Source organism: Nocardia sp. 2TAF39 (assembly GCF_052114905.1).
In the GTDB taxonomy this organism is placed as follows: domain Bacteria; phylum Actinomycetota; class Actinomycetes; order Mycobacteriales; family Mycobacteriaceae; genus Nocardia.
Genome location: NZ_JBFRFQ010000049.1, coordinates 1 through 25424, shown reverse-complemented (window position 1 = coordinate 25424; position 25424 = coordinate 1). Strand labels below are relative to the sequence as shown.

Genomic DNA, 25424 nt, shown 5'->3' with positions numbered 1-25424 from the left:
GACGGAAGGAAAGGGCTCTCACGCATGCACCGACTTCGTCACGGCGATACCGGTCCAGCCGTAGCAGAGGTTCGGAGCACGCTGGCAAGCCTCGGGTTCCTACACGCCCATGTCGGTACGGGTCGCGCGGGCGCGCGCGAGTACTGGATGGACACCGACGCCATCTTCGACCATCACCTCGACTCTGCGGTGCGCGCGTTCCAGCAGCACCGCGGGCTCTTGGTCGACGGCGTAGTCGGCCCCGCGACGTACCGTGCACTGAAGGAGGCGTCCTACCGGCTCGGCGCGCGGACGCTGATCTACCAACTCTCCGCGCCGCTGTACGGCGACGACGTGGCCACCCTGCAGCGCAGGCTGCAGGACCTCGGCTTCTACGTCCACCGCGTGGACGGCTACTTCGGTCCGCACACCCATGACGCGCTCACTGCCTTCCAACGCGAGATCGGGCTGGCCGCCGACGGCATCTGCGGCCCCGACACGCTGCGCTCGCTCGACCTGCTCGGCGCAAGGGTCACCGGCGGCAACCCACACCGGATCGCCGAGGAAGAGGTGGTACACCGCGCGGGTCCGCAGCTCACCGGCAAACGGATCGTCATCGATCCGGGCCTCGGCGGACCGGACAAGGGCTATGCGGTGCCCACCGAGTACGGCGATGTCTACGAGTCGGAAGTCCTGTGGGACTTGGCAAGTCGCCTGGAGGGCCGGATGGCGGCGACCGGGATGGAGACCTTCCTGTCCCGGCCGTGGGGCACCAACCCGACCGACGCCGAACGCGCCGACACATCGAACGCCTTCGACGCCGATCTCATGATCTCGCTCCGTTGCGCCGTCAACCCGAGTCCGCTGGCCAACGGCGTTGCCGGATTCTACTTCGGTAACTCGCACGGCTCGGTGTCGATGATCGGCCAGGTGCTGGCAGGCTTCATCCAGCGCGAGGTCGTGGCGCGAACCTCGTTGCAGGACTGCCGAACTCATGCGCGAACCTGGGATCTGCTGCGACTCACCAAGATGCCGACCGTCCAGGTCGATATCGGTTACCTGACAAACCCGTACGACGCCTCGGTGCTCACCAACCCGCGTATGCGCGACGTGATCGCGGAAGCCATCCTGATCTCGGTGAAGCGGCTGTACCTGCTCGGTCAGGACGACCAGCCCACCGGCACTTATACTTTCGCGGAGCTACTGGCCGAGGAGCTTGCCGCGGCGGATCGGATGTAGTCGGTCCGCAGCTGAAATTCGATGCGCCCCTTGCTGACCCGAGATGGCAAGGGGCGCTTCGTATTTCAGCTCGGTTCAGCGTGCTCCGACGCGGGTCGGAGCCGCCATCGAGGCGGCGGCAAGCAGCTGGTCCAACGCCCGTTCCACGTCTTCCTTCCAGCCGTGATCGGAATCGAGCTCCAACCGCAGCCGCGGGAACCTGTGGTGGGGGGCGACCACCTCGAAGCCGACGTCCTCCAAGAAGTCGGCGTCGACCATGCAAGTCTCGGGCGAGCATTCAATCATTGCGCCCGGCACTTCTGCGCCCTTGATCGGTGCGATGATCCGCTCCATCAGGGTCATCGAGCCGAGACGCTCCGACAGCGCCCGCGCCGGTGGGTCGGTGCGAATGCCGAACGCCTCCAGCGCGCGGACGCCGCGGCGCACCAGATCGGCCACTACGGCCTGGATCAGCCGATGGGCGATGTCGGCATCCCGATAAGGGAATTCGGCCCGCAGCGTGGTCAGCAGGACCGCGTCCGGGCTCACCGGAGATGTGGGGAAGAGGGTGGCCCGCGGCACGGCGCTCGGCGGCGCATACAGGGCACAGCCGGCGATGTTGCCGTCGACATTCGCCACCTGCCCGCATGAGCCCCACTCCAGCATCACCGTCGACAGCCAGGCTTCCTTCTCGAAGACCGGATCGCTGAAGTTGCGCGAGTCCTCGGCCACGGCGGGATCTATCTCCCAAAACACACAGCGCCGCGCATGCGCGGGGAGCTTCTCCAGTCCGCCGAGGGTTAGTGCTGTGACGCTGGTCGACACCGCTCTGCTCAGCCTCCAGCTGTCCGATTCATCCACGCTCATGCCGCATCAATGGTTGCTCGCCAGCAAGAATAAGCGATCAAGGAGAACCCGCCTCATTCCATATCGCTGTGCTGTTGGTCGGAGAACTTGTGGTGTTCTGCCGGGGAGCCGTACAACGCCCCGCGACCCGCGCGAACCCATGCCGTCACAGTGACGTTTCGACCGCAGGTCCGCACCTACCGGAATCACAAGCTACTTTTTGTCACTTCTGTTACACGGTGGGAGTGTTCTGCTCCATCAGGGCGACGATGCGCTCGAGGTCTTCGACCGATCCGAACTCGACGACGATCTTGCCCTTGCGCTTGCCCAGACTCACGGTGACCCGGGTGTCGAATGAACCCGACAACCGTTCCGCCACGTCTTGCAGACCGGGCATGTGAATCGGTTTCCGCTGCGGAGCAGGGGAGGGCGTTGTGGCGTCCGGGTCCCGGTTCGCCAACGTGACAGCTTCCTCCGTGGCCCGAACCGAGAGGCCCTCGGCGACGATGCGGGCGGCGAGCACCTCTTGAGCATCCGCACCCGCCTCGAGACCGAGTATTGCCCGCGCGTGCCCAGCGGACAGCACGCCGGCTGCGACCCGGCGCTGCACCGGGATAGGCAGCCTCAGCAGACGGATCATATTTGTCACCACGGGGCGGGAACGACCGAGCCGTGCCGCCAATTCCTCGTGCGTAACGTCGAATTCCTCCAGCAGCTGCTGGTAGGCCGCCGCCTCTTCCAGCGGATTCAGCTGTACCCGGTGAATGTTCTCCAGCAGGGCGTCGCGGAGCATCGAGTCGTCCGCAGTCTCCCGGACGATCGCGGGGATGGTTGCGAGACCGGCCTCCTGGCAGGCCCTCCAGCGACGCTCGCCCATGACGAGCTGATAGCGGTCGGCGCCTGGTGCGACCCTGCGCACCACGATCGGCTGCATCAGACCGAACTCGCGGATCGAATGCACCAGCTCGGATAGTGCGTCTTCTTCGAAGACCGTGCGCGGCTGCCTGGGGTTCGGCTCGATCTGATCCGGTGGAATCTCTCGGTAGATCGCGCCGCCGGCCGTGAGTTCGGCGTTGTCATCGGTGGGGTCGGGAACCCGGTGCAGGTAGGTCGAGGCGGGCTGCGGCCCGATCGGATCGAGACCGATGACGCTTGCAGCGGCGCTGCTGAGGCCCGGCGTGGCCGCCGGTGCCGTCGGGATCAGCGCGGCGAGACCGCGCCCTAGCCCACCCTTCTTCGCCTGACTCATCGGTCTATCGACCCCTTCCTCGTTCCGCCACCAAACCGGACTTGCCGAGCATCAGATCGGCGCACCGAGTCACTCCACCGACTTCGTCGCGGCGCCAAGCACTATCGCGCGGGCCGCGATCTCGCGACCGGCATCCAGGTAGCTCATCGCGCCCCGGGAGCCTGGATCATAATCGAGCACCGTCATGCCATAGCCCGGCGCCTCCGAAACCTTCACGCTGCGTGGAATCACCGAGCGCAGCACCACGTCGCCGAAGTGCCCGCGAACTTCCTCAGCGACCTGGTCCGCCAGCTTGGTCCGACCGTCGTACATCGTCAGGATCACGGTCGACACATGAAGTTCCGGATTCAGATGGGCCTGCACCAGACCGATGTTGCGCAGGAGCTGACCGACGCCTTCCAGCGCGTAGTACTCGCACTGGATCGGGATCAGTACCTCCTTAGCCGCGACCATCGCGTTGACCGTCAGCAGACCCAGTGAGGGCGGGCAGTCGATCATCACGTAGTCGATGCCGTACCCGGCGATGTTCGCCTCTTGGATAGCGGCCTTCAGTCGCCCCTCCCTGGCCACCATCGACACGAGTTCGATTTCGGCGCCCGCCAGATCGATGGTCGCGGGAATGCACAGGAGTCGTTCACTATGCGGGCTCTGCTGGATCGCGTCCTTGATGGAGACCTCGCCGATGAGGAGCTCGTAGCTAGAGGGGACGCCCGAGTGATGCTCGATACCGAGAGCGGTACTGGCGTTGCCCTGCGGGTCGAGATCGATCACGAGCACCGTCATACCCTGATGAGCCAGGGCGGCCGCCAGATTCACCGCGGTGGTCGTCTTCCCGACGCCGCCTTTCTGATTGGCGATCGTGATGATGCGTTGCTCGCGCGGTTTCGGCACTGTCACCTTTCCTGGATGGAGGACCTGACTTGCACGTTGAGCTTCGGCGGCTATCGGGGTCTCACTGGGGGAGATGTGCCCGAACGGTGTGCTTCCGAATGCTTCCGTGTCGAAATTGCTGGAGTCCAGCATCCCCGGCACGCGCGACGTCGTTTCCCGTGAAACATTCGCCGGACCGCTCGACATAGACAGCTCCTTACCCGAGAACTTCAGACGACGTGCACGCGCCAGGCGGGGACGGCGCCGTGTCTGTAACAGCCTTTGTCGGATCGAACATGATGCTCAACCGGGTTAGCGGCGCCCGATCGACCGAGCGGAGCCCTTGCCGATGTGACAACCAGATTCCTCCGTGGCATCTACGCTCACGCCCAACGCCCACTAGCTTGCCAGCACTGAGCGCGATAAGAAAGCTGAATCGCTGCGACGCGCAAAGGGACACGCAAAACAGCAGGATTCGAGTCTCGGTGTTCGCTGTTTCACATGAAACATAGGCGCCGCAAGAGCCTTCCAATGGGTTTGGCCCAGTGACTTTCCGTCCCAACGGTCATCCCCTGCGCCAGAGAATCATCGCGTCGACGGATCACAGGCTGGGTGGGCGGGACCTCAATGCGCCCGCAAACGATGGACGTCGGAACTGCCGCGCCCCAACGGCCCGAGCCTGGCGGAAGCGGTACTACGAGTGGGATCGAATCATGATGCGGGTATGCGGCGTTGGCGTCTGCATGATTCCAGGAGAGCTGTCCTCGCGGGACCGGCGTGGCGCCGCGGATCGGGCCGTCGGAACACGCGGCGGCGACCAGAAACACTGCTCCCCTCTCGAGCCGGGGATCACGGACCGCCACACGAAGTGGACACGGCGCCAGTTCGCGGCTATTCCGCAGGCGGCCCGGCTGATCCAGTCCCGATTGACCGTGGGAACGAGCTACGCCCGCGACGCGGGCTGGCACTGCCCGACAGAAGATTCATGCGCCGCACCTCTGGGCAGATGTTTCACGTGAATCCATTCGGCGCGAACTAGATACCTTCAATAGCGAGCCAACCGGTCCCGCTGCTCGGATCCAAATTTTCATACTGACGCGACCCGGAAACCCCGCGCTGGCTACAACTGGAGCCGCCTCGTCAGCCCTCCTGCCACGCAAATGCGACGGACTGGGCGCCGAAAGACTTGGCCCCGACGTTGATTCACGTGAAACATTGGCGAGCGACCACAGAACAGTTCGAAGCAGCTCCAGCTCTCGTCCGCTACCCCTTCCCACACAATCGGTCAGGAACTTGAAGATCCCCAGCTACATCAATCCGGAACGCTGTTGCAAACGAATGGACCGCGGCAATCAATTTTGCCGGAATATGGACGCGACCGGAGGCGGCGATGGCGGCCGGGGAACTACTCGGTGTAGAGACAGCAGCGCGCCCGGTCGGGGGAGTGATGAGGAGAATGCCTCGGATCCGCACCCTTTGTCCCGCGATCCGCCCCCTTCCGTCAGAGTGACGAAATAACGCCGCCCCCTTTAAGAGCATCCGTCAGACACCCGCGATCGACCATACTTCGCAGACCGGCACGAGCCGCCCGATGGATCGGCCCTCAGACGCACCCGTTGGGCGAACCGACTTCTCCTACTTGGCCTTCCGAGCCGCACGCATCGCTCGGCCACGCTCGTCCGTGCCACTACGGCTTGCGCCCTTCGCTCGGCGCTCGACCTTCCGCTCCGCCCGCCGCCGCGAGCTCCGCTCGGCACGGGGGAGCCGCTCGGCGCTGATCACCATCGTTGGTGTGGACACCAACCCCACTCCGCACTCGAGCACAATCGCGTTGCCCGCGCCGGCCCGAGCTAGTGCTTGTCCGTCGCGTTCGAGTTCCTCCGACGCGCTGGCGCCCTTGAGCGCGAGCATGTGTCCGTGGTCGCGGAGGAGAGGGAGCGACCACTGGGCCAGCTTCCCGAGGGGAGCGACCGCGCGCGACGTCACGACGTCAGCCCCGCCCGCCTCCTTCATCACGCCCGATTGTTCGGCACGGCCGCGCACCACGGTCATGTCCAGCCCGGCCGACTCGATGAACTCGCTCAGAAAGATCGTGCGGCGCAGCAGCGGCTCGACCAAGGTGATCCGGAGGTCTGGTCGCGCGATCGCGAGCGGGATGCCAGGCAGCCCGGCGCCGCTGCCGATGTCGACCACGGACGCGCCCTCGGCGATCAGCTCGCCGAGCACCGCACAGTTGAGGATGTGTCGATCCCAGAGGCGCGGCACCTCACGGGGACCGATCAACCCGCGCTCGACACCGGCGGTCGCGAGCGCCGCGCAGTATCGCCGCGCGAGATCGAGTCGGTCGCCGAAGACGGTTGCCGCCGGCGCGGGTGGCTCCAGCTCTGTAGGCACCGCGGTGGTTCCACCAAGATCTCGTTCCACGTGAAACATCCTTCCGAACTCGAGTCGATCAGCGAGCGAGCAGCCGGGCGCCGGGCACGAATAAGGCCCCCGGTCCGAAGACCAGAGGCCCTATCCAACCACTACCCGTCCCCGCCGCGAAACATGACGCTCCTCGGGAAAGTCCGATATTCAGGAGGGAACGACCACCACATGACGGTTCGGCTCGACACCTTCGCTCTCGCTGCTGACACCATCTACCGCGGCCACCGCGTCGTGCACGATCTTGCGCTCGAACGGCGTCATCGGCGCCAGCGGCTCCGGCGCACCCGACTCCAGCACGCGCTGCGCCGCGGCCGCACCGAGCGCGCTCAGCTCCGACCGCCGCTTGGCACGCCACCCCGCCACGTCAAGCATCAACCGACTACGCACGCCCGTTGTCTGCTGCACGGCCAGGCGGGTCAGCTCCTGCAGGGCATCGAGCACCTCGCCGTTGCGGCCAACGAGCTTCGTCAGGTCGCGGCCGCCGTCAATACTCACGACGGCGCGGTCGCCTTCCACGTCGAGATCGATGTCGCCGTCGAAGTCGAGTACATCGAGCAACTGCTCGAGGTAGTCGCCCGCGATCTCGCCTTCTTCGATGAGTGCTTCCTCTGCATCGTTCACGACATCGCCGGTGTCCGTCTCGGCGTTCACCATCGTCGTCGCCACTGTGGCGTCCCCTCCGTCAGTCTCAATAGTCATTTGGTTTCCTTCATCTGCTCATCGCGCGCGCCGGGCACTCGCCGCCGGACGGTATTCGCGATCAAGGTTTGCTCAGCAAAAGCGGCGGACCGACCAGCCCGCCGATCATGTAGTCAGCGCCTGCGCTTCTGGTTCGGCCTGCCTCGGTTGCCTGACCGTTTCTGGCTGCTCGAACGGCGTTGAACCGCGGCCTGTTTCGTCGGCTTGGCGGTGCCGTTCGTGGACGGAGCAGCGTCGGCCGCCTCCGACGGCTCGGCATCCGTCGCGGGCGCCGGCTTCTTCTTCACGTTGACCGGCTTGGCGCCCGGCTTCGGAGCGTTTTGCGCGCGCTGCTCCAGCTTCGCCTGCTTCTTGGCTTCCTCTTCCTTCGCCATCCGACCGAAGACGAGGTGCTGCTGCCCATAGGTCCAGATGTTGTTGGAGACCCAGTACAGCAGGATCGCGATCGGCAGGAAGGGACCACCGACGAGCACGCCGAGCGGGAACACCCACAACGCGAGCTTGTTCATCATCGCGGCCTGAGGGTTGGCGGCAGCCTCAGGGGTCTGCCGCGCGACCGACGCACGCGCGTTGAAGTGGGTTGCCAGACCGGCGATGACCATCAGCGGGATGGCGACCAGCGCGATACTCAGCTTGGTCGGCACGCCGCCGTAGTTCGCGAACGCCTGCAGTTCGTTGACCGGCGTGGTGATGAACGCCGAGATCGGCGCGCCGAAGATACGGGCACTCAGGAAGGACTGAACGTCGGTGGTGCTGAAGACGTAGTTCGCGGTGTTCGCGTTCTGCTCGGGCGTCATGGCGAGCTGACCGAGACCGTGGCCGGTCCGGTTGAACGAGCGCAGCACGTGAAACAGCCCGAGAAAAACCGGGACCTGGGCGAGGATCGGCAAGCAGCCCATCAGCGGGTTGAAGCCGTTGTCCTTCTGCAGCTTCTGCATCTCGACCGCCATCTTCTGGCGATCGTTCTTGTACTTCTTCTGCAGCTCCTTGATCTGCGGCTGCAGCTCCTGCATCTGTTTTGTGGTGCGTACCTGCTTCACGAACGGCTTGTAGAGCACCAAGCGCAATGTGAACACCAGGAACACCACGGCCAGCGCCCAGGTGAGACCGTTGTCCGCGCCGAACGCGAACCCGAAGACCCGATGCCAGAACCAGAGGATCCAGGACACCGGGTAATAAATGAAGTCGAGCACGGCTCTATGCACTCCCGTCGTTCGTGTCGCCGATCACCGCGTGCGGCGATCCTTTACAAGCGTTCGGCCCCGACGGAGGCTCGGCGGGCAGGCTCGGTTCCTGCGGCGCCGCGTCGGTAGCTGCCTCGTCTGCCGGCTCGGTGCGAAGGGTGCTCCGCTTCCGCTCCGGGACGGGGTCCCACCCACCAGGGTGCCAGGGCGCGCATTTAGCCAAGCGCACGACCGTCAATCCGACCCCGATGAACAGGCCGCGGGTGCGAAGTGCGGTGACCGCGTACTCGCTGCAGGTCGGGGTGAATCGACACACCGGCATGCGGGTGGGAGAGATATAGGTCCGATACAGCTCGATCAGAAAGACCAGTGTGTTGACCGGCAGGCGGGCGATCTTCGCGGCCAGGCTCATGCCGGACCGCCTGAGACCGTGGCGCCTACGCCGAGCTTGCGTAGTGCGCCGTGAAGCTGGCGGAAGAGGTCATCCGATGACGCCGTCGCGGCGCCCGGCAGTGCCCGGATCACGACGTCCGTCCCGGCGGGCAGCTCGGCGATCACCTGGGCGCACATATGACGCAGGCGGCGGGCCACGCGGTGTCGAATCACCGCATTGCCCACCGCCTTGCTGACGATCAACCCGAATCGCGGCCCGCCTACGCGGACCAGCACATCGTTCGGGATCGGATCGTCGTGTCGTCTGTCAGCGCTCACGACTCCGTCATACCCGCGAACGAACGCATGCACGACCAGATCCCGCCTCCTGATTCGCTGGCCGCGGCGCACCGTCCGGGAGAAGTCGGCACGATGATGCAACCGATACGGCTCAGGCAACACCCGAGCGTCCGAGAGCGAGGATCAGGCAGTGAGTTCAGCGCGGCCCTTGCGGCGACGCGCCGAGACGATGGCGCGGCCCGCACGGGTGCGCATCCGGAGGCGGAAGCCGTGAACCCGCGCCCGACGACGGTTGTTCGGCTGGAACGTCCGCTTGCCCTTGGCCACGGTCAACACTCCTCGAGTAGGCGGGCACCAGGTAGTGCCCGAAGCTTGTCGGTGATACGTGTATTGCGCGAATGAATCGCAGGTCTGGTCATCATCGGCGCGCGTCGGTCCTGGCGCACAGTCGGTCGATCACGACCTAAACGCGGTCAGCACAAGACCGCCACCGCACCAAGGGGTGACTGTACGAGGGTACTGATCGGCTAGTGACGGGTCAAACTCGCCCCACCCGACCGGATCAGGCCGCTCGACCAGGCAGTATCCGGCACCGAAGAGTTCGCCGTCCTGGCGGTGACCGCGAGTTCGTCCAGGCCCCCTGGTCACAGCGCACTTCAACCACCACAGCACTTAGCCAGAAGATTGCTAGAGAACCGCTGGTCGTAGCGTCGCGGTCCACACGCGTGTGCGGGTTTCCCCGTTCCCCAAGGTTCTCCACATCTGTGGATAATTGTGTGGAAAGACCCCCGGAGTGGCATATTCGTAGGGCCGACGGTGCCACGCCGCCGCCCGGACGGGGGACCCGGGCGTCGTCCGAACCGGTTACGGATGTACGCAGGATCACGGGACCGACCTCGAGCACGGTCGCACCACATCCTCCCCGCGTGCCCCGGCCGTCTGCTCCTATCGACCTACTTCCGGGGAGGAAACTGCATGGACGACGAGCAGAACGTGCTGGCCACGGTGTGGCCCGAGGTTGTGACCGAGCTGACCACCGGCTCACCGGACGGTGCCATCCCGCCGGTGACCAGAGCACAGCAGGCCTGGCTGAAGCTGGTCAAGCCGCTGACCGTCGCACAGGGTTTCGCTCTGCTCTCGGTCCCCTCGTCGCTGGCTCAAGAGGCCATCGAACGCGATCTGCGCGAGCCCATCCTGCGCTCCCTCGCCCGCCGGCTCGGTCCCCAGGTGGAGGGACTCGGTGTCCGGATCGCCGCGCCGACTGCGCCGACCGCCGACCGGCAGAGCAGCAATCCCCGGCACGCCAGAATGACGAGCAGACCTGAACGCGCACGCGACACCGGCCGCAGCCCCGCCGGATACCCGAGGTCCGATTTTCCCGGCCGCGACGAGTACCCAGCACCCCGTTATGCACAGCCCGCAGACTTCGCACCTGCTCCGTCCTACAGCGACGGCTCCGACTATGCCGGCGCCGAGTACGGGCAGGAGTACGTGCCGCAGGAGGAGTACACCCAGCCGGAGTACTCCCATGCCGACTACCGGTCGCGCGGCGATTACTCGACGACAGCCGAGAGGCCCTCGGTATCGGCCCAGGACCCCGCCCCGCGGCGCGAAGCCGGACTTCCTCCGCGCCGTGAGCAGGCCATCCCGCCCGGGCAGGAGTCTTTGTTCAACCCTGACCCTGGTCCCGGCACGATGCGCGGTCCAGTCCGCGCCCCGGTGCGCGAAGCCACGGAGGCCGACGACACGGGACTGGCGCACGATCCAGTACGCGAGCCGGTGGGCGACAACCCCCACGGCGACCGTGACGACGAGCCTGTGGTGAACGTCCGAAATTCCTGGCCGACCTACTTCACCAAGTCGCAGGAGACCCCCGCGCCCGCGACCTCCTCGGCCAGTTTGAATGCGAAGTACACGTTCGAAACCTTCGTCATCGGTGCGTCCAACCGCTTCGCGCATGCCGCGGCCGTCGCAATCGCCGAGGCCCCCGCGCGCGCCTACAACCCCCTGTTCGTCTGGGGCGCCTCGGGACTCGGCAAGACGCACCTGCTGCACGCGGCAGGGCATTATGCCCAGCGTCTGTTTCCCGGCATGCGAGTGAAGTACGTCTCGACCGAAGAGTTCACCAACGACTTCATCAACAGCCTGCGCGACGACCGCAAGGTCGCGTTCAAGCGCCGATACCGGGAGACCGACATCCTGCTGGTCGACGACATCCAGTTCATCGAGGGCAAGGAAGGTATCCAAGAGGAGTTCTTCCACACCTTCAACACCTTGCACAACGCGAACAAGCAGATCGTCGTCTCCTCGGACCGTCCGCCCAAGCAGCTGGCCACCCTGGAGGAGCGGCTGCGGACGCGGTTCGAGTGGGGACTGATCACCGACGTGCAACCGCCCGAGCTGGAAACCCGGATCGCCATCCTGCGCAAGAAGGCGCGGATGGACCGGCTCGATGTGCCGCACGACGTGCTGGAGCTGATCGCCAGCCGGGTTGAGCGCAATATCCGCGAGCTCGAGGGCGCGCTGATTCGCGTGACCGCGTTCGCCTCGTTGAATGGTCAGCCGCTGGATCTGCCACTGGCCGAGGTGGTGCTGCGCGATCTGATGCCCGACACCGCGGCGCTGGAGATCAACGCAGCGACGATCATGGCCGTCACCGCCGAGTACTTCAACACCACTCTGGAGGAGCTCACCGGCCCGGGCAAGGCGCGGCCACTGGCTCAGGCCCGGCAGATCGCCATGTACCTGTGCCGTGAGCTGACGGATCTGTCGCTGCCGAAGATCGGTCAGGCGTTCGGCCGCGACCACACGACCGTGATGTACGCGGAGAAGAAAGTGCGCAAGGAGATGACCGAGCGACGTCGAGTCTACGACCAGGTGCAAGAACTCACAGCCCGGATCAAACAGCGCTCGCGCTGAGCTTCATACACAGCTGAGCACCGCCCCTGACCTGGGGCGGTGCTTTTTTGTGGGTTGTGGATTCCTCGAGGAATCCTTGTGGAGTCCTCGAGGAATCCACCGGTTTGTCCACCGATTCGCTCACAGGCCGGGAGGGCGTCTAAACCCGGCGACTCACAGGACGAATTCAACAGTTTCCACATCGATGGTTGTACACACCTGCTGACCAGCGTGGTGTCCGAATCGAGCCTTGTGGATTCCTCGAGGAATCCTTGTGGAGTCCTCGAGGAATCCTCGAGCTGTCCACGATTCCGTGCACACATGGAACAATCAGGCGAATCCGGTGGAACAACTCGAGGAGCGCTCGAGGATGAACGGGGGACAACCGGAGAACGTCCACAGATGCCTCACGTTCATCCTCGAGACACCCCACGGTCATCCCCACGGCACCACGCCCGCTGACCTGTGGATTCGGCCGCAGTCCACAGAATCCACAGCACCTATTACTACTTCAGTTCTTCTCATTAGAGATCTCTCTTCAAAACAGGGTGTGTGGAAAGTTGGTCGCACGACGCACGTTCGGGGCCGCTCCCGTTTTCTGCACAGAGGAGAACGCAGACCGATCTCCACACATCACTTCGTCCGCGACACCGATCAACCGACCGAGTCCCACAGACCGACGAGACACCGGATCGATTCGGAGCGCACTATGGCGCGACTCGAACGCCCTCTTCCCCGAACACTTGTCAGCGCTCACGGCACAGACAGCCGGTACCGCCGGAGGGTCGGGCTAGGTACACGTCTCACACGCGGGTACGGTTTGATGTCGGTCGCCTGTGCCAGACTTCGAAGGCGGCCGATCGGCAGAACCCTTTCGAGAACCGACACTGACGAGCCGACAACAGATCACGGAACCGGGAGAGGACAGATCGGGCCATGGAGCTTGCAGGCATGAAGTTTCGGGTCGCCCGAGAGGATTTCGCCGAGTCCGTCGCCTGGGTGGCGCGCAGCCTCCCGTCCCGGCCTCCCGTCCCGGTGCTCGGTGGTGTGCTGCTGGTCGCGAGCGAGGACGGTCTGACCGTCTCCGGCTTCGACTACGAGGTCTCCGCGCAGATGCGGGTGGCAGCCGAGGTCGCGGGGCCGGGCGAAGTGCTCGTTTCCGGCCGTCTGCTGGCCGACATCACCAAGGCGTTGTCCAACAAGCCCGTCGACGTCTCGTTGGACGGCACCCGCGTGCTGATCACCTGTGGCAGCGCGAAATTCTCCCTGCCCACGATGCCGGTCGAGGATTATCCCCAGCTTCCCGAAGTGCCGCAGCAGACCGGTGAACTGAGTGTGGATGTCTTCGCCGAGGCCGTCGGCCAGGTCGCCGTCGCCGCGGGCCGTGACGACACCCTCCCGATGCTCACGGGTATCCGGGTCGAGATCGAAGGTCAGCAAGTCGTCCTTGCGGCCACCGACCGGTTCCGCCTCGCGGTCCGGCACATCGAATGGCAGCCTGCCCGCGCCGATATCGAGACTGCGGTACTCATCCCGGCCAAGACGCTGTCCGAGGCCGCCAAGACCCTCGGACCGTCCGACGCCCCCGTGCAGTTGTCCCTGGGCACCGGAGCGGGATCGGACGGCCTGCTCGGCATCGTGAACGCGGGCCGTAGAACGACCACCCGCCTGCTCGACGCGGAATTCCCCAAGTTCCGCCAGCTGCTTCCGAAGGAACACACCTCGATCGCCACTCTCACGGTGGCCGCGCTGACCGAAGCCATCAAGCGCGTCGCGCTGGTCGCCGAGCGCGGCGCTCAAGTACGACTGGAGTTCTCCGGTGAGGGCTTGCTGTTGTCCGCGGGTGGTGACGATGCGGGTCGCGCCGAAGAGTGGCTGGAAGCAGATTTCCGCGGCGAATCGCTGACCATCGCGTTCAACCCCGGTTATCTCATCGATGGGCTCTCCGCGCTGCACGCCGACCGGGTCACCTTCGGCTTCACCACGCCGAGCAGGCCCGCGGTACTGCTGCCCGCTTCCGAAGAAGAGCCCGAGGTGCTCGACTCCGGTGCGTTCGCGGCGCTGGCCAGCCCGTACATCTATCTGCTGATGCCGGTCCGGCTCCCAGGCTGATCACCGGTGCGTGATCGGGTATCGTGCGGATCCGCATCATGTGATCCGGTGTGGATAATCGGCCGCACCGCTTCGAAACCGGCAGCGACCTCCTGGAATTCGGCGACGCCGGTGCACGCAAAATTTATCCACAGGTATTCCACAGGGGGTCGGTGCGCGGAAAGGCGGTCGACGCCGGTGCCGATGGTGTCCAGACCAGCAGAAAAGACTGCTCCGCCCCAGGTAAGGGCACGATAGCGGATGTTCATCCGGTCCCTGTCGCTGCGTGACTTCCGCTCATGGGAGCATGTGGAACTCGAATTATCCCCAGGTCGCACCGTCTTCTTGGGATCGAACGGCAACGGCAAGACCAACCTGCTGGAGGCGGTCGGCTACCTGGCCACGCTCGGCTCGCACCGTGTGTCCGCCGATGCCCCGTTGATACGGCTGGGCACCGAACGCGCCCGGGTCGGCGCGACGGTGGTCAACACCGGTCGCGAGTTGCGGATCGATATCGAACTGAACCAGGCCAGCGCCAATCGCGCACAGATCAATCGCTCACCGGTCCGCCGGACCCGCGAAATACTCGGCATCTTGCAGATGGTGCTGTTCGCCCCGGAGGACCTCGCGCTGGTGCGCGGCGATCCTGGCGAGCGCCGTCGCTTCATGGACGAGTTGTGCACAGCTCGGCTGCCCAGGTTGGCCGCGGTCCGTAGCGATTACGACCGTGTGCTGCGTCAGCGCTCCGCGTTGTTGAAATCCGCTGGGCGGCAAGCCCGGTCGAAGGCCGATCTGAGCACCCTCGACGTATGGGATGGGCATTTGGCCATCCACGCGTCGGTGCTGCTTGCGCAGCGGCTGCGCCTGGTGCACGACCTCGCTCCCTATCTCGCGCAGTGCTACGCCTCGATCGCTCCCGAATCGCGTCCCGCCTCGATCACATACCACAGCGCCGCGGTGCCGCCGGAGTTCCTTGATCCGGACAGGGAACCGCGGCCTGAGGACACCGAGGCGCTGGAGGCGATCATGTTGCGTCAACTCGCCGCAGCCAGGACCAAGGAACTCGAGCGCGGTGTGTGCCTGGTCGGCCCACATCGCGACGAGCTGGAGCTGACACTCGGGGATGCGCCCGCGAAGGGGTTCGCCAGTCACGGCGAATCATGGTCGTTCGCGCTGGCCCTGCGGCTCGGGTCGTTCGAACTGCTGCGCGCCACAGGAGCCGAACCGGTGCTGCTGCTCGACGACGTGTTCGCCGAACTCGACCACCGGCGCCGCACCGCACTGGCCGCGGTGGCCGCAGGGGCGGAGCAGGTGCTGATCACCGCTGCGGTGCCGGAGGACGTACCCGCCGAACTTGCCGCAGTGCCGTTGCGGGTCGAGACCACCGGGGGGCCCGACGGCCGGATCTCGCGTATCGCCGACTCGGCAGCGATCACGGAACTGCCGGAGGATTCCGCGGCCGGCGCCGAGCCGGATTCGTAGGTCCGCGTCCGTGGCTATCCCCAGCTGTGTCGGGTCGACGCTTCCCGACGCCGGAGCCGATGGTGGTGCTCGCAGCAGTTCCGCCGATACGCGATTCGCGCGGCCGTGCCGCGTCCGGCGGCGAGCTGCGCGGTCCACTACAGTGACCACTCGTCGGGACCACCGCCCCGCACGTGCGAACAGCCGAGTTCGATCAACCAATACCTGTGGAGAACTCAGCTCGACCGCCTCCGCTGAACCGGTGAGATCCGGTTCAGCAACAGTTGAGCGATCGACTGTTCTCGTCCGCAAATTCTCGATATGGGCGTCGAACAGGTCTTTTTTCCGCTTGTCCACCACTGGGCAACATGCGAATTCGCTCAGCTGGCAACATACGGCAAAAGTTGGGGACAACTCGGCCGAAACTGGGGATAAACGAGTGTCCGGGAAGGGAGAGGGGCGATGGGTGATACGCCCGACCAGCCCGGAGCCGCCGAGTCCGAAGGCAAGGAACCTGAGCTGCGCGGCATTGATCTGGCGCGCCGCGCGCTGGAGGAAGCCCGCGCCGCGGCGCGGGCCAGCGGCAAGGCTGTCGGCCAGGGGCGTTCCTCTCCGCAGCGCAGGCTCCGTTCCGGCGCCCGCAGACGCACCGGGTGGTCCGGCGCGCGGCCGGACGATCGCGATCCCCAGCTGCTGTCCAAGCTGACGGGGTCCATCGCGAAGAGCCGCGGCTGGTCTAACAAGGTCGCCGAGGGTACGGTGTTCGGCCGCTGGTCGGGCGTCGTCGGCGAGGACATCGCCGCGCACGCAACACCGGTCACCCTGAAGGACGGCGTACTGAGCATCGCCGCCGAGTCGACCGCGTGGGCGACCCAGCTTCGCATGCTCCAGGCCCAGATCCTGGCGAAGATCAATGTCGCCGTCGGTCAGGGTGTGGTGACATCGCTGAAGATCTCCGGTCCGGCCGCGCCGAGCTGGCGCAAGGGTGACCGGCACATCAAAGGTCGCGGGCCGCGCGACACCTACGGGTGAGCAGGCTGGCCAATATCTGATACCCGGTGTTACGTTCATGAGACATGGGCGTTTCACGTGGAACGCCTCGGCCCGATGTCGCGCCCGGAGGCTCCAACGTCGGATCGAAAGCGTCCGGGCAGAAGGGGCTTCGATGGCAACCACCGCCGCCGGTCCGTTTTCCGCGTCCGCGACGCGCACCGTTCGCCGCGACGAGGTCGAGCTCGCCGTGTACGAATGCGGCAATCCCGAGGGGGCGCCGGTCCTGCTCGTCCATGGCTGGCCCGATACTCATCTGCTGTGGAACCGTGTCGCCGCGCTGCTCGCCGGCCGTCTTCGTGTGATCGCTTTCGACAACCGCGGCGCGGGCGATAGTTCGGTACCCGCGGATGTCGCCGCCTACCGCATCGAGGAGCTCGCGGCCGACGTCCGTGCGGTGATCGACGCTGTTGCGCCGGGCGAGCGGGTGCACGTCCTCGGCCACGACTGGGGTTCGGTAATCGGCTGGGAGTTGGTCTCCGCTTCGGACGCCGCGTCCGTGATCGCGTCGTTCACCTCGGTGTCCGGTCCCAACCTCGACTTCCTCGGTGCCTACCTGCGCGGCCCCTTCTCCCTGGCACGGCTGCGCGGCTCACTGTCACAAGCGATCGCCTCGGCATACACCGTCGCCTTCCAGATTCCCGGCTTGCCGAATCCGCTGCTGCGGCTGCTGTCCAACCGCTGGCCTCGCTTCCTCGCCTTCTTCGACGGCCTGAACCCCGAACTGGTGGAGACGGCCCCTACGCTGCGCGCCGACATGATCAACAACCTGAAGCTCTACCGCGCGAACATCCGGCCCCACCTGCGCAATCCGCGGCCGCGTCGGATCGACGTGCCCGTGCAGGTGATCGTCTCGACCGGCGACCGCGCGGTGCGGCCGGTGGTGAATGCCGAGGCCGACCGGTGGGTGACGAACCTGATCCGGTCCGAGATCCCGGCGCGGCACTGGTCGCCGATCTCACATCCGGCCGACCTGGCTCGCCGCACCGCTGCCTTCGTCGACCGGATCGGCGCCGACCGTGAACCACCGGTCTGAAGCGGCTAACGCGCCACGCATCTCTCAGCCGACGTCTGATGGATCAAAACCGCCGGAAGGCGGAACCGAGTCGTGGTAATCCGATTTCTCGCATCCACGGAGCTGCCAGGGGTGTCGGAGGTGCGTTGTAAGTTGGGTGTACCAGTAGGATGGTGGCGTAACTAGCGGCGATACCTTCGGCGCGTTCGGCACAAGCCCGCGTGGACCCGTAATTCTCGAGCAGACATGACCAGGGCCCCACGTGTGCTGTCCAAGCGTTACACACCGAGGATCAGCAAGTAAGGAGAGCTACCGACCAGTGGCTGCCAACGACTCCAACGCATCGGGTTCGACCAGGGCGACCGGGAAGCAGGACTACGGTGCCTCCTCCATCACGGTTCTCGAGGGGCTCGAGGCGGTCCGCAAACGTCCGGGCATGTACATCGGCTCCACCGGTGAGCGCGGCCTGCATCACCTGATCTGGGAGGTCGTCGACAACTCTGTCGACGAGGCGATGGCCGGGTACGCCACGAAGGTCGAGGTCACCCTGCTGGCCGACGGTGGTGTCGAGGTGGTCGACGACGGCCGAGGCATCCCGGTGGCGATGCACGCTCAGGGCGTCCCCACCATCGAGGTCGTCATGACCCAGCTGCACGCGGGCGGCAAGTTCGACTCGGACTCCTACGCGGTGTCCGGTGGTCTGCACGGCGTCGGTATCTCCGTGGTCAACGCGCTGTCGAGCCGACTGGAGGCGGAGATCGACCGCGACGGTTACCACTGGAGTCAGACCTACAAGGACTCCACCCCGGGCAAGCTGACCCAGGGGGAGCAGACCAAGAAGACCGGCACCACCATTCGCTTCTGGGCGGACCCCGAGATCTTCGAGACCACCACGTACAACTTCGAGACGGTGGCCCGCAGGCTCCAGGAGATGGCTTTCCTGAACAAGGGCCTGACCATCAAGCTCACCGACGAACGTGTCAGCGACAACGACGTCACCGACGAAGTGGTCAGCGAGACCGCCGAAGCGCCCAAGCACGCGGAAGAGAACGCCGCGCCCGTCGAGCACAAGGTGAAAACGCGGACCTACCACTACCCGGGTGGTCTGGAGGACTTCGTCCGCCACATCAACCGGACCAAGCAGCCGATCCACAACTCGGTCGTCGGCTTCACCGGCAAGGGCACCGGCCACGAGCTCGAGGTCGCTATGCAGTGGAACTCGGGCTACTCCGAGTCGGTGCACACCTTCGCCAACACGATCAACACCCACGAGGGCGGCACCCACGAGGAAGGCTTTCGCGCGGCGCTGACCACGGTGGTCAACAAGTACGCGAAAGACAAGAGGCTGATCAAGGAGAAGGACGGCAACCTCACCGGTGACGATATCCGGGAGGGCTTGGCCGCCATCGTGAGCGTCAAGGTCGGCGAGCCGCAGTTCGAGGGCCAGACCAAGACCAAGCTCGGCAACACCGAAGTGAAGTCGTTCGTGCAGCGCACCTGCAACGAGCACCTCACGCACTGGTTCGAAGCCAACCCGGCCGACGCGAAGACCATTGTGAACAAGGCGGTGTCCTCGGCGCAGGCCCGTGTCGCCGCGCGTAAGGCGCGCGAGCTGGTGCGCCGGAAGTCCGCCACCGACCTGGGTGGTCTACCCGGCAAGCTGGCCGACTGCCGGTCGAAAGACCCGAGCAAATCCGAGATCTACATCGTCGAGGGTGACTCGGCCGGTGGCTCGGCCAAGTCCGGCCGCGACTCGATGTATCAGGCGATCCTGCCGCTACGCGGCAAGATCATCAACGTCGAGAAGGCGCGTATCGACCGGGTGCTCAAGAACAACGAGGTCCAGTCGATCATCACCGCCTTCGGCACCGGCATCCACGACGAGTTCGACATCGCCAAGCTGCGCTACCACAAGATCGTGCTGATGGCCGACGCCGACGTCGACGGCCAGCACATCTCGACGCTGCTGCTCACGCTGCTTTTCCGGTTCATGCGCCCACTGGTCGAGCACGGACACGTGTACCTGGCGCAGCCGCCGCTGTACAAGCTCAAGTGGCAGCGCAGCGAACCGGAGTTCGCCTACTCCGACCGCGAGCGCGACGGTCTGCTGGAGGCGGGTCTCGCGGCGGGCAAGAAGATCAACAAAGACGATGGTGTGCAGCGCTACAAGGGTCTCGGCGAGATGAACGCCAAAGAGCTGTGGGAGACCACCATGGACCCCGCGGTGCGGGTGCTTCGTCAGGTGACGCTCGACGACGCGGCCGCGGCCGATGAGTTGTTCTCTGTTCTGATGGGCGAGGACGTCGAGGCGCGTCGCAGTTTTATCACCCGCAATGCCAAGGACGTTCGCTTCCTCGACGTATAGCCGGCGTGAGTTCCGCTGCTGCACAGCCCCTCCACGCCAGGCCCTGTAAGGAGACCGCATGACCGAGACCACGCTGCCCCCGAACGGCGGTGCAGGCGACCGTATCGAACCGGTCGATATCCAGAACGAAATGCAGAGCAGTTACATCGATTACGCGATGAGCGTGATCGTGGGTCGGGCGCTGCCCGACGTGCGCGACGGCCTCAAGCCGGTGCACCGTCGCGTGCTCTACGCGATGTACGACAACGGCTATCGCCCGGACCGCGGCTACGTGAAGTCCGCCCGCCCGGTCGCCGAGACCATGGGTAACTATCACCCGCACGGTGACGCGTCGATCTACGACACGCTGGTACGCATGGCCCAGCCGTGGTCGCTGCGTTATCCGCTCGTCGACGGCCAGGGCAACTTCGGTTCCCGCGGCAACGACGGCGCTGCCGCGATGCGGTACACAGAGTGCCGCCTAACCCCGCTCGCGATGGAGCTGCTGCGCGAGATCGACCACGAGACGGTCGATTTCACGCCCAACTACGACGGTCGTTCCCAGGAGCCCACGGTGCTCCCGAGCAGGGTGCCGAACCTGCTGATGAACGGCAGCAATGGCATCGCGGTCGGCATGGCGACGAACATCCCGCCGCACAACCTGAACGAGCTCGCCGAGGCGATCTACTGGGCGCTGGACAACCACGACGCCGATGAAGAAGCAACGCTGGCGGCGTGCATGGAGCGCGTCAAGGGACCGGACTTCCCGACGCACGGCCTGATCGTCGGCAACCAGGGCATCCACGACGCCTACACCACCGGGCGCGGCTCGATCCGGATGCGCGGCGTCGTCGAGATCGAAGAGGACAACCGGGGCCGCACGACCATCGTCATTACCGAGCTCCCGTACCAGGTCAACACCGACAACTTCATCAACTCGATCGCCGAGCAGGTGAAGGACGGCAAGATCGCAGGCATCTCCGACATTCACGACGAGTCCTCTGACCGCGCTGGTATGCGAATCGTCGTGACGGTCAAGCGCGACGCCGTCGCCAAGGTGGTGCTGAACAACCTCTACAAGCACACCCAGCTGCAGACCAGCTTCGGCGCGAACATGCTGTCGATCGTCGACGGGGTGCCGCGGACGCTGCGCCTGGATCAGATGATCCGGCTCTACGTCGAGCACCAGTTGGAGGTCATCGTCCGGCGGACCCGCTACCTGTTGCGGAAGGCGGAGGAGCGGGCCCACATCCTGCGTGGCCTGGTCAAGGCGCTCGACGCGCTCGACGAGGTCATCGCATTGATCCGGCGCTCGGCTAACACGGACACCGCCCGGACCGGACTGATGGACCTGCTGGATATCGATGAGATCCAGGCCACCGCGATCCTCGACATGCAGTTGCGTCGCCTCTCCGCCTTGGAGCGGCAGAAGATCATCGACGAATTGGTCAAGATCGAGGCCGAGATCGCCGATTTGAAGGACATTCTCGAGAAGCCGGAGCGCCAGCGCGCCATTGTCCACGACGAGCTGGCCGAGATCGTCGAGAAGTACGGCGACGATCGGCGGACCCGCATCATCGCGGCCGACGGCGACGTGGCCGACGAGGACCTGATCGCCCGCGAGGACGTGGTCGTCACCATCACCGAGACCGGCTACGCCAAGCGCACCAAGACCGACCTCTACCGCAGCCAGAAGCGCGGCGGCAAGGGCGTGCAGGGCGCGGGCCTCAAGCAAGACGACATCGTCAAGCACTTCTTCATCACCTCGACGCACGACTGGCTGCTGTTCTTCACGAACAAGGGCCGGGTATACCGTGCCAAGGCCTACGAGCTGCCCGAGGCCAACCGGACCGCGCGCGGACAGCACGTGGCGAACCTGCTGGCTTTCCAGCCGGACGAGAAGATCGCCCAGATCATCCAGATCAAGTCGTATGACGATGCCCCCTACTTGGTGCTTGCCACCAAGAACGGCCTGGTGAAGAAGTCGAAGCTGTCGGACTTCGACTCCAACCGCAGCGGCGGTATCGTCGCGGTGAATCTGCGCGACGAGGACGAACTGGTCGGTGCCGTGCTCTGTTCGTCCGATGACGACCTGCTTCTGGTGTCGGCGCTCGGCCAGTCGATCCGGTTCTCGGCCACCGACGAGGCACTGCGCCCGATGGGACGTGCCACCTCGGGCGTGCAGGGCATGCGGTTCAATACCAGTGACGAACTGTTGTCGCTCAATGTGGTCCGCGACGGCACCTATCTGCTGGTCGCGACGTCCGGCGGCTACGCCAAACGGACCGCGATCGAGGAGTACACGGCGCAGGGACGCGGCGGTAAAGGCGTATTGACAATCCAGTTCGACGCGAAACGTGGCACCCTGGTCGGGGCGCTCATCGTCGATGACGAGGATGAGTTGTACGCGATCACCTCCGGGGGCGGCGTTATCCGGACGGCGGCAAAGCAGGTTCGTAAGGCTGGACGACAGACCAAGGGTGTGCGATTGATGAACCTCGCGGTTGGCGATACTTTGCTTGCGATCGCGCGCAATGCCGACGAGCCCGATCCCGATCAGGTCGCCGGCAGCGGCGACACCGGTTCTTCTGAGCAGTAACCCAACAGCGGCGGCAACGAACGGATCTAAGGATTCCCATTGACCACTCCGAATCAGCCGAATGACGAGCGGCACCAGACGAACGGTGTGACCGAAAGGATCGCACCGTCACCGATCCCGCCGCGGCCGATCCCACGGCCGGTCGCCTCGGCCGAGAACGGTCAGCCCGGCGGTCAGCAAAGCGGCGGTCAGGCGGGCGGTCGCCTAGGTGGCGGTCAGCCGGGTGGCGGTCAGCCGGGTGGCGGTCAGCCGGGTGGCGGTCAGCCCGGTGGCGGTCAGCCCGGTGGACACCAAGATGCCGGTCAGCTCGGTGGGCACCAGGGCAGCGGGCAGCCAGGCGGCAATCAGCCCAACCCCCAGCCGCACGAGATCCGCGACCAGCAGGGCGATTTCGCACCCAAGCAGGGGGCGCCGAACCAGGCGCCCGGCGGCGACGGCCAGGAACAGTTCGACCAGCCGTTGCGGATCGACAGCCCGGCAGAACAGTCCGCGCCCGAGGGCGGAGACAAGTCCGCGTCCAACGGTGGCCAGTCGCCATACCAGGACGGGTGGGCGCAGCTCCCGCAGCGGGAGCCGCAGTCCAATCTGTACCGTCCGGGTCAGGCGCCGGTCACCGGGCGCCCGAATTCGGCCGCTCCGGTCGGCCTCGGTGGCGGCGCCGGTAATGCGCGCACCACCGCCGATCTGGCGGCAAAGGCGGCACGCAAGGAAGCGGCGATGGTGAAGTCCGTCGGCATCGACGGACCCACCCGCAGCATCGCCCGCCCGGAGTTGATCAAGGACATGCCCGACCTGTCCGACCTCCGCCACCCGCTGCCGCCTACCGAAAGTGTCGGCCTTCCACAGTCGTCGCCGCTTTCGCCGCTTTCGCCCGCGGTTCCGGTCGCGGTCGCCGCGGCGGTTGCCTCCGGGGAGCCGCTGCGGGCCACGGTGCAGATCCGTCGCATCGACCCGTGGTCGACGCTGAAGATCTCGCTGGTGATCAGTGTTGCGATGTTCTTTGTGTGGATGCTGGCGGTCGGACTGCTCTACATCGTGCTCGAAGGCATGGGCGTGTGGGAGCGGCTGAACAACACTTTCACCGACATGGTGTCGCAGGACAGCGGGTCGGTGGGTCTGATCGATGCGGGTACCGTGTTCGGCTACGCCGGCGTGATCGGTCTGATCAACGTCGTGCTGTTCACTGCTCTCGGTACAGTCGGCACGTTCATCTACAACCAGTGCTGCGACCTCGTCGGTGGAATCCAGGTGACCCTGGCAGACCCCGACTAGTTCGGCTTTCCGAACGGCCGGTGCCGCGGCCCGCACAGGGCGAGCACCGGCCGTTCTAGGTAGCATGCCAACCGACTCAAAGGCCGCTACCAGCCGTTTTGGTCGTTCTCGGGGGCGTCGGGTAGTCTCTGTTCTCGGTCAACGTGTTGTGTGTAAGCAATAGTGTGCACATAACACAACACCAATACGGGCCTATAGCTCAGGCGGTTAGAGCGCTTCGCTGATAACGAAGAGGTCGGAGGTTCAAGTCCTCCTAGGCCCACTCCCTGGATTCCTGGTCATCGACCATCCGGTGGTCTGGACTCTGCACCGCGTAACCATTGGGGTAACCCTCGCGCTTCTTAGCACATTTCGTGCCCTCCTGTTCCCGCTCGCCGAACCCTTGCTCGTCCAGGCTGTCGGTAACATCGCGGTCTGAACGGGTACGGCCGACGCCCTTACCCGCTGAGCGGCGCCGGATCCACCCAGCGCACTGGACAGCGGCGACGTTCACAGCGAAAGCCGTCTCACCTCCGGCCGGTGACCGAGCCGGAGAGCCCTGGAAATGTGAGGTTTGGCGGTGTTCCGCCGCTGGGCCATGCGATGTCGTCAACGGCGAGAAACGGCTCGCCGGCCACGGTCGCGGGGGTCGCCCCGGTGAATGCCCTGACGTCCCGATGCAGGTGGGACTGGTCGGCGTAGCCGGCTTCTGCCGCGACTCGAGCCGCGCCTTCACCCGCGATCAGGCGGTGGGCGGCATGGTCGAAGCGGACCAGCTTCACGGCGCGCTTGGGCGGCAGGCCGAGCTGCGACCGGAACCGGACCACAGCCGCTTACGGCTCCACCCGACCTCGGCCGCGAGTCCGTCGACCCGGGCCAGGCCATGGCTGCCGACGATCTGGCGCCAGGCCCAGGCTACCTCCGGATCCACCGGCGGCCCCGCCTCATGCCGGCTGGCGAGCAGCGCGTCCATCAACGCGAAGCGATCCTGCCACGACGAGACATCGCCCAGTCGTTCACGGATCCGCGACGCCTCCCTGCCCCACAGGTCCTCGAGGGCCAGGACGGTGTCGTCGAGGTCGGTGTGGGATACGCCCAGAACCGCGCGTGCGATCACCGGGGCCAGGCGCACCTGCACGCACTCGACGTTCTCACCCCACGCCCAGACCGCGCCTCCGGACCCGACCCCGGCCCGGCCACGACACTTCCCCGCTGCTGCCGCCCGGCGGCATCGCCCACGACCGGTGAGCAGGCGCCGAACTCCACGAGCAGCGTCACGGCCGGGTGCGGGACCACCCGGACCGCGTCCAAGTCACGGACACGGAACCCGGCCATGGTGACACCGACCACCCGGCTGGGCTGCCTCGGGCACGCGACGCCCCACACAGCCGCATCGTGCACGAACGTCCGCATCGCCCCATGCTAGTGTGTCGGTCCCGAAATTGCAGCTCTAATTATCTATGGTGTTGGGGTGGCGGGTTTCGGGCGTAGTGATGTCGAGTTCGTACTGGCCGGTGACGAGCGGGACCAGCTTGTCGCATGGTCGCGGGCGGAGTCGTCGCGGTTGGCGG

21 protein-coding genes and 1 tRNA gene are annotated in these 25424 nt (G+C 65.6%); 10 read left to right on the top strand and 12 right to left on the bottom strand.

Going from position 1 to position 25424, the window contains the following annotated elements; all coding sequences use genetic code 11:
• The first annotated feature begins 24 nt into the window (after positions 1–24).
• A complete protein-coding gene (locus AB4Z47_RS25195; protein WP_441954170.1) occupies positions 25–1218 on the top strand; it encodes an N-acetylmuramoyl-L-alanine amidase in 1194 nt (397 codons plus the stop codon).
• A gap of 75 nt (positions 1219–1293) precedes the next feature.
• Here AB4Z47_RS25195 and AB4Z47_RS25190 read toward each other — a convergent pair whose 3' ends face one another.
• The 9 genes from AB4Z47_RS25190 to rpmH all read right to left on the bottom strand — a co-directional run bounded on the left by AB4Z47_RS25190 (position 1294) and on the right by rpmH (position 9471).
• A complete protein-coding gene (locus AB4Z47_RS25190; protein ID WP_441954218.1) occupies positions 1294–2022 on the bottom strand; it encodes a GNAT family N-acetyltransferase in 729 nt (242 codons plus the stop codon).
• A 253-nt stretch (positions 2023–2275) separates the two neighbouring features.
• Positions 2276–3292 carry a ParB/RepB/Spo0J family partition protein gene (locus tag AB4Z47_RS25185; protein ID WP_441954168.1) on the bottom strand — a complete coding sequence of 339 codons (1017 nt, stop codon included), beginning with the start codon at positions 3290–3292 and terminating at the stop codon, positions 2276–2278.
• A gap of 69 nt (positions 3293–3361) precedes the next feature.
• The gene (locus tag AB4Z47_RS25180) at positions 3362–4315 is read right to left on the bottom strand and encodes a ParA family protein (protein ID WP_441954216.1); all 954 of its coding nucleotides are present in this window, start codon (positions 4313–4315) and stop codon (positions 3362–3364) included.
• Positions 4316–5797: 1482 nt separating this feature from the next.
• Positions 5798–6595, bottom strand: coding sequence for a 16S rRNA (guanine(527)-N(7))-methyltransferase RsmG (rsmG, locus tag AB4Z47_RS25175; RefSeq protein WP_441954166.1), 798 nt, complete (start codon positions 6593–6595; stop codon positions 5798–5800).
• Between the two features lie 141 nt (positions 6596–6736).
• Entirely contained in the window at positions 6737–7243 is a 507-nt protein-coding gene (locus tag AB4Z47_RS25170; protein ID WP_441954214.1) for a Jag family protein, read from the bottom strand.
• Between the two features lie 158 nt (positions 7244–7401).
• Positions 7402–8481 (bottom strand): membrane protein insertase YidC, encoded by a 1080-nt coding sequence (gene yidC / locus AB4Z47_RS25165; RefSeq protein ID WP_441954164.1) that lies wholly within the window; start codon positions 8479–8481, stop codon positions 7402–7404.
• Between the two features lie 4 nt (positions 8482–8485).
• A complete protein-coding gene (gene yidD / locus AB4Z47_RS25160) occupies positions 8486–8884 on the bottom strand; it encodes a membrane protein insertion efficiency factor YidD (protein ID WP_441954162.1) in 399 nt (132 codons plus the stop codon).
• On the bottom strand, positions 8881–9306 hold the full coding sequence (rnpA, locus tag AB4Z47_RS25155; RefSeq protein WP_441954160.1) for a ribonuclease P protein component: 426 nt from the start codon (positions 9304–9306) through the stop codon (positions 8881–8883). The genes yidD and rnpA overlap by 4 nt, the downstream gene beginning before the upstream one ends.
• Before the next feature lie 21 nt (positions 9307–9327).
• Positions 9328–9471 (bottom strand): 50S ribosomal protein L34, encoded by a 144-nt coding sequence (gene rpmH / locus AB4Z47_RS25150; RefSeq protein WP_005516618.1) that lies wholly within the window; start codon positions 9469–9471, stop codon positions 9328–9330.
• 648 nt (positions 9472–10119) lie between these two features.
• Between rpmH and dnaA the strand changes: the two genes are divergently transcribed.
• From dnaA to AB4Z47_RS25105, 9 genes are all read left to right on the top strand, one after another.
• Positions 10120–12063, top strand: coding sequence for a chromosomal replication initiator protein DnaA (gene dnaA, locus AB4Z47_RS25145; protein ID WP_441954158.1), 1944 nt, complete (start codon positions 10120–10122; stop codon positions 12061–12063).
• 915 nt (positions 12064–12978) lie between these two features.
• Positions 12979–14154, top strand: coding sequence for a DNA polymerase III subunit beta (gene dnaN / locus AB4Z47_RS25140; RefSeq protein ID WP_441954156.1), 1176 nt, complete (start codon positions 12979–12981; stop codon positions 14152–14154).
• 240 nt (positions 14155–14394) lie between these two features.
• Positions 14395–15615 (top strand): DNA replication/repair protein RecF, encoded by a 1221-nt coding sequence (gene recF, locus AB4Z47_RS25135; protein ID WP_441954154.1) that lies wholly within the window; start codon positions 14395–14397, stop codon positions 15613–15615.
• A 441-nt stretch (positions 15616–16056) separates the two neighbouring features.
• On the top strand, positions 16057–16626 hold the full coding sequence (locus tag AB4Z47_RS25130) for a DUF721 family protein (RefSeq protein ID WP_441954152.1): 570 nt from the start codon (positions 16057–16059) through the stop codon (positions 16624–16626).
• Between the two features lie 133 nt (positions 16627–16759).
• Entirely contained in the window at positions 16760–17680 is a 921-nt protein-coding gene (locus AB4Z47_RS25125; RefSeq protein ID WP_441954150.1) for an alpha/beta fold hydrolase, read from the top strand.
• Positions 17681–17978: 298 nt separating this feature from the next.
• Positions 17979–20024: a DNA topoisomerase (ATP-hydrolyzing) subunit B gene (gyrB, locus tag AB4Z47_RS25120; RefSeq protein WP_441954148.1), complete on the top strand. Its 2046-nt coding sequence runs from the start codon at positions 17979–17981 to the stop codon at positions 20022–20024.
• Positions 20025–20082: 58 nt separating this feature from the next.
• Positions 20083–22602 carry a DNA gyrase subunit A gene (gene gyrA / locus AB4Z47_RS25115; RefSeq protein ID WP_441954147.1) on the top strand — a complete coding sequence of 840 codons (2520 nt, stop codon included), beginning with the start codon at positions 20083–20085 and terminating at the stop codon, positions 22600–22602.
• 39 nt (positions 22603–22641) lie between these two features.
• On the top strand, positions 22642–23874 hold the full coding sequence (locus AB4Z47_RS25110) for a DUF3566 domain-containing protein (protein WP_441954145.1): 1233 nt from the start codon (positions 22642–22644) through the stop codon (positions 23872–23874).
• Positions 23875–24062: 188 nt separating this feature from the next.
• A tRNA-Ile gene (locus tag AB4Z47_RS25105) sits at positions 24063–24136 on the top strand.
• A 244-nt stretch (positions 24137–24380) separates the two neighbouring features.
• Here the strand turns inward: AB4Z47_RS25105 and AB4Z47_RS25100 are convergent.
• Genes AB4Z47_RS25100 through AB4Z47_RS25090 form a run of 3 tightly spaced genes read right to left on the bottom strand, consistent with a single transcriptional unit; the run spans position 24381 to position 25266 of the window.
• Entirely contained in the window at positions 24381–24635 is a 255-nt protein-coding gene (locus AB4Z47_RS25100) for a helix-turn-helix domain-containing protein (protein WP_441954143.1), read from the bottom strand.
• Positions 24632–24991, bottom strand: a complete 360-nt coding sequence (locus AB4Z47_RS25095) for a hypothetical protein (protein ID WP_441954141.1) — start codon at positions 24989–24991, stop codon at positions 24632–24634. The genes AB4Z47_RS25100 and AB4Z47_RS25095 overlap by 4 nt, the downstream gene beginning before the upstream one ends.
• Positions 24967–25266 carry a hypothetical protein gene (locus tag AB4Z47_RS25090; protein ID WP_441954139.1) on the bottom strand — a complete coding sequence of 100 codons (300 nt, stop codon included), beginning with the start codon at positions 25264–25266 and terminating at the stop codon, positions 24967–24969. The genes AB4Z47_RS25095 and AB4Z47_RS25090 overlap by 25 nt, the downstream gene beginning before the upstream one ends.
• Between the last annotated feature and the right edge of the window lie 158 nt (positions 25267–25424).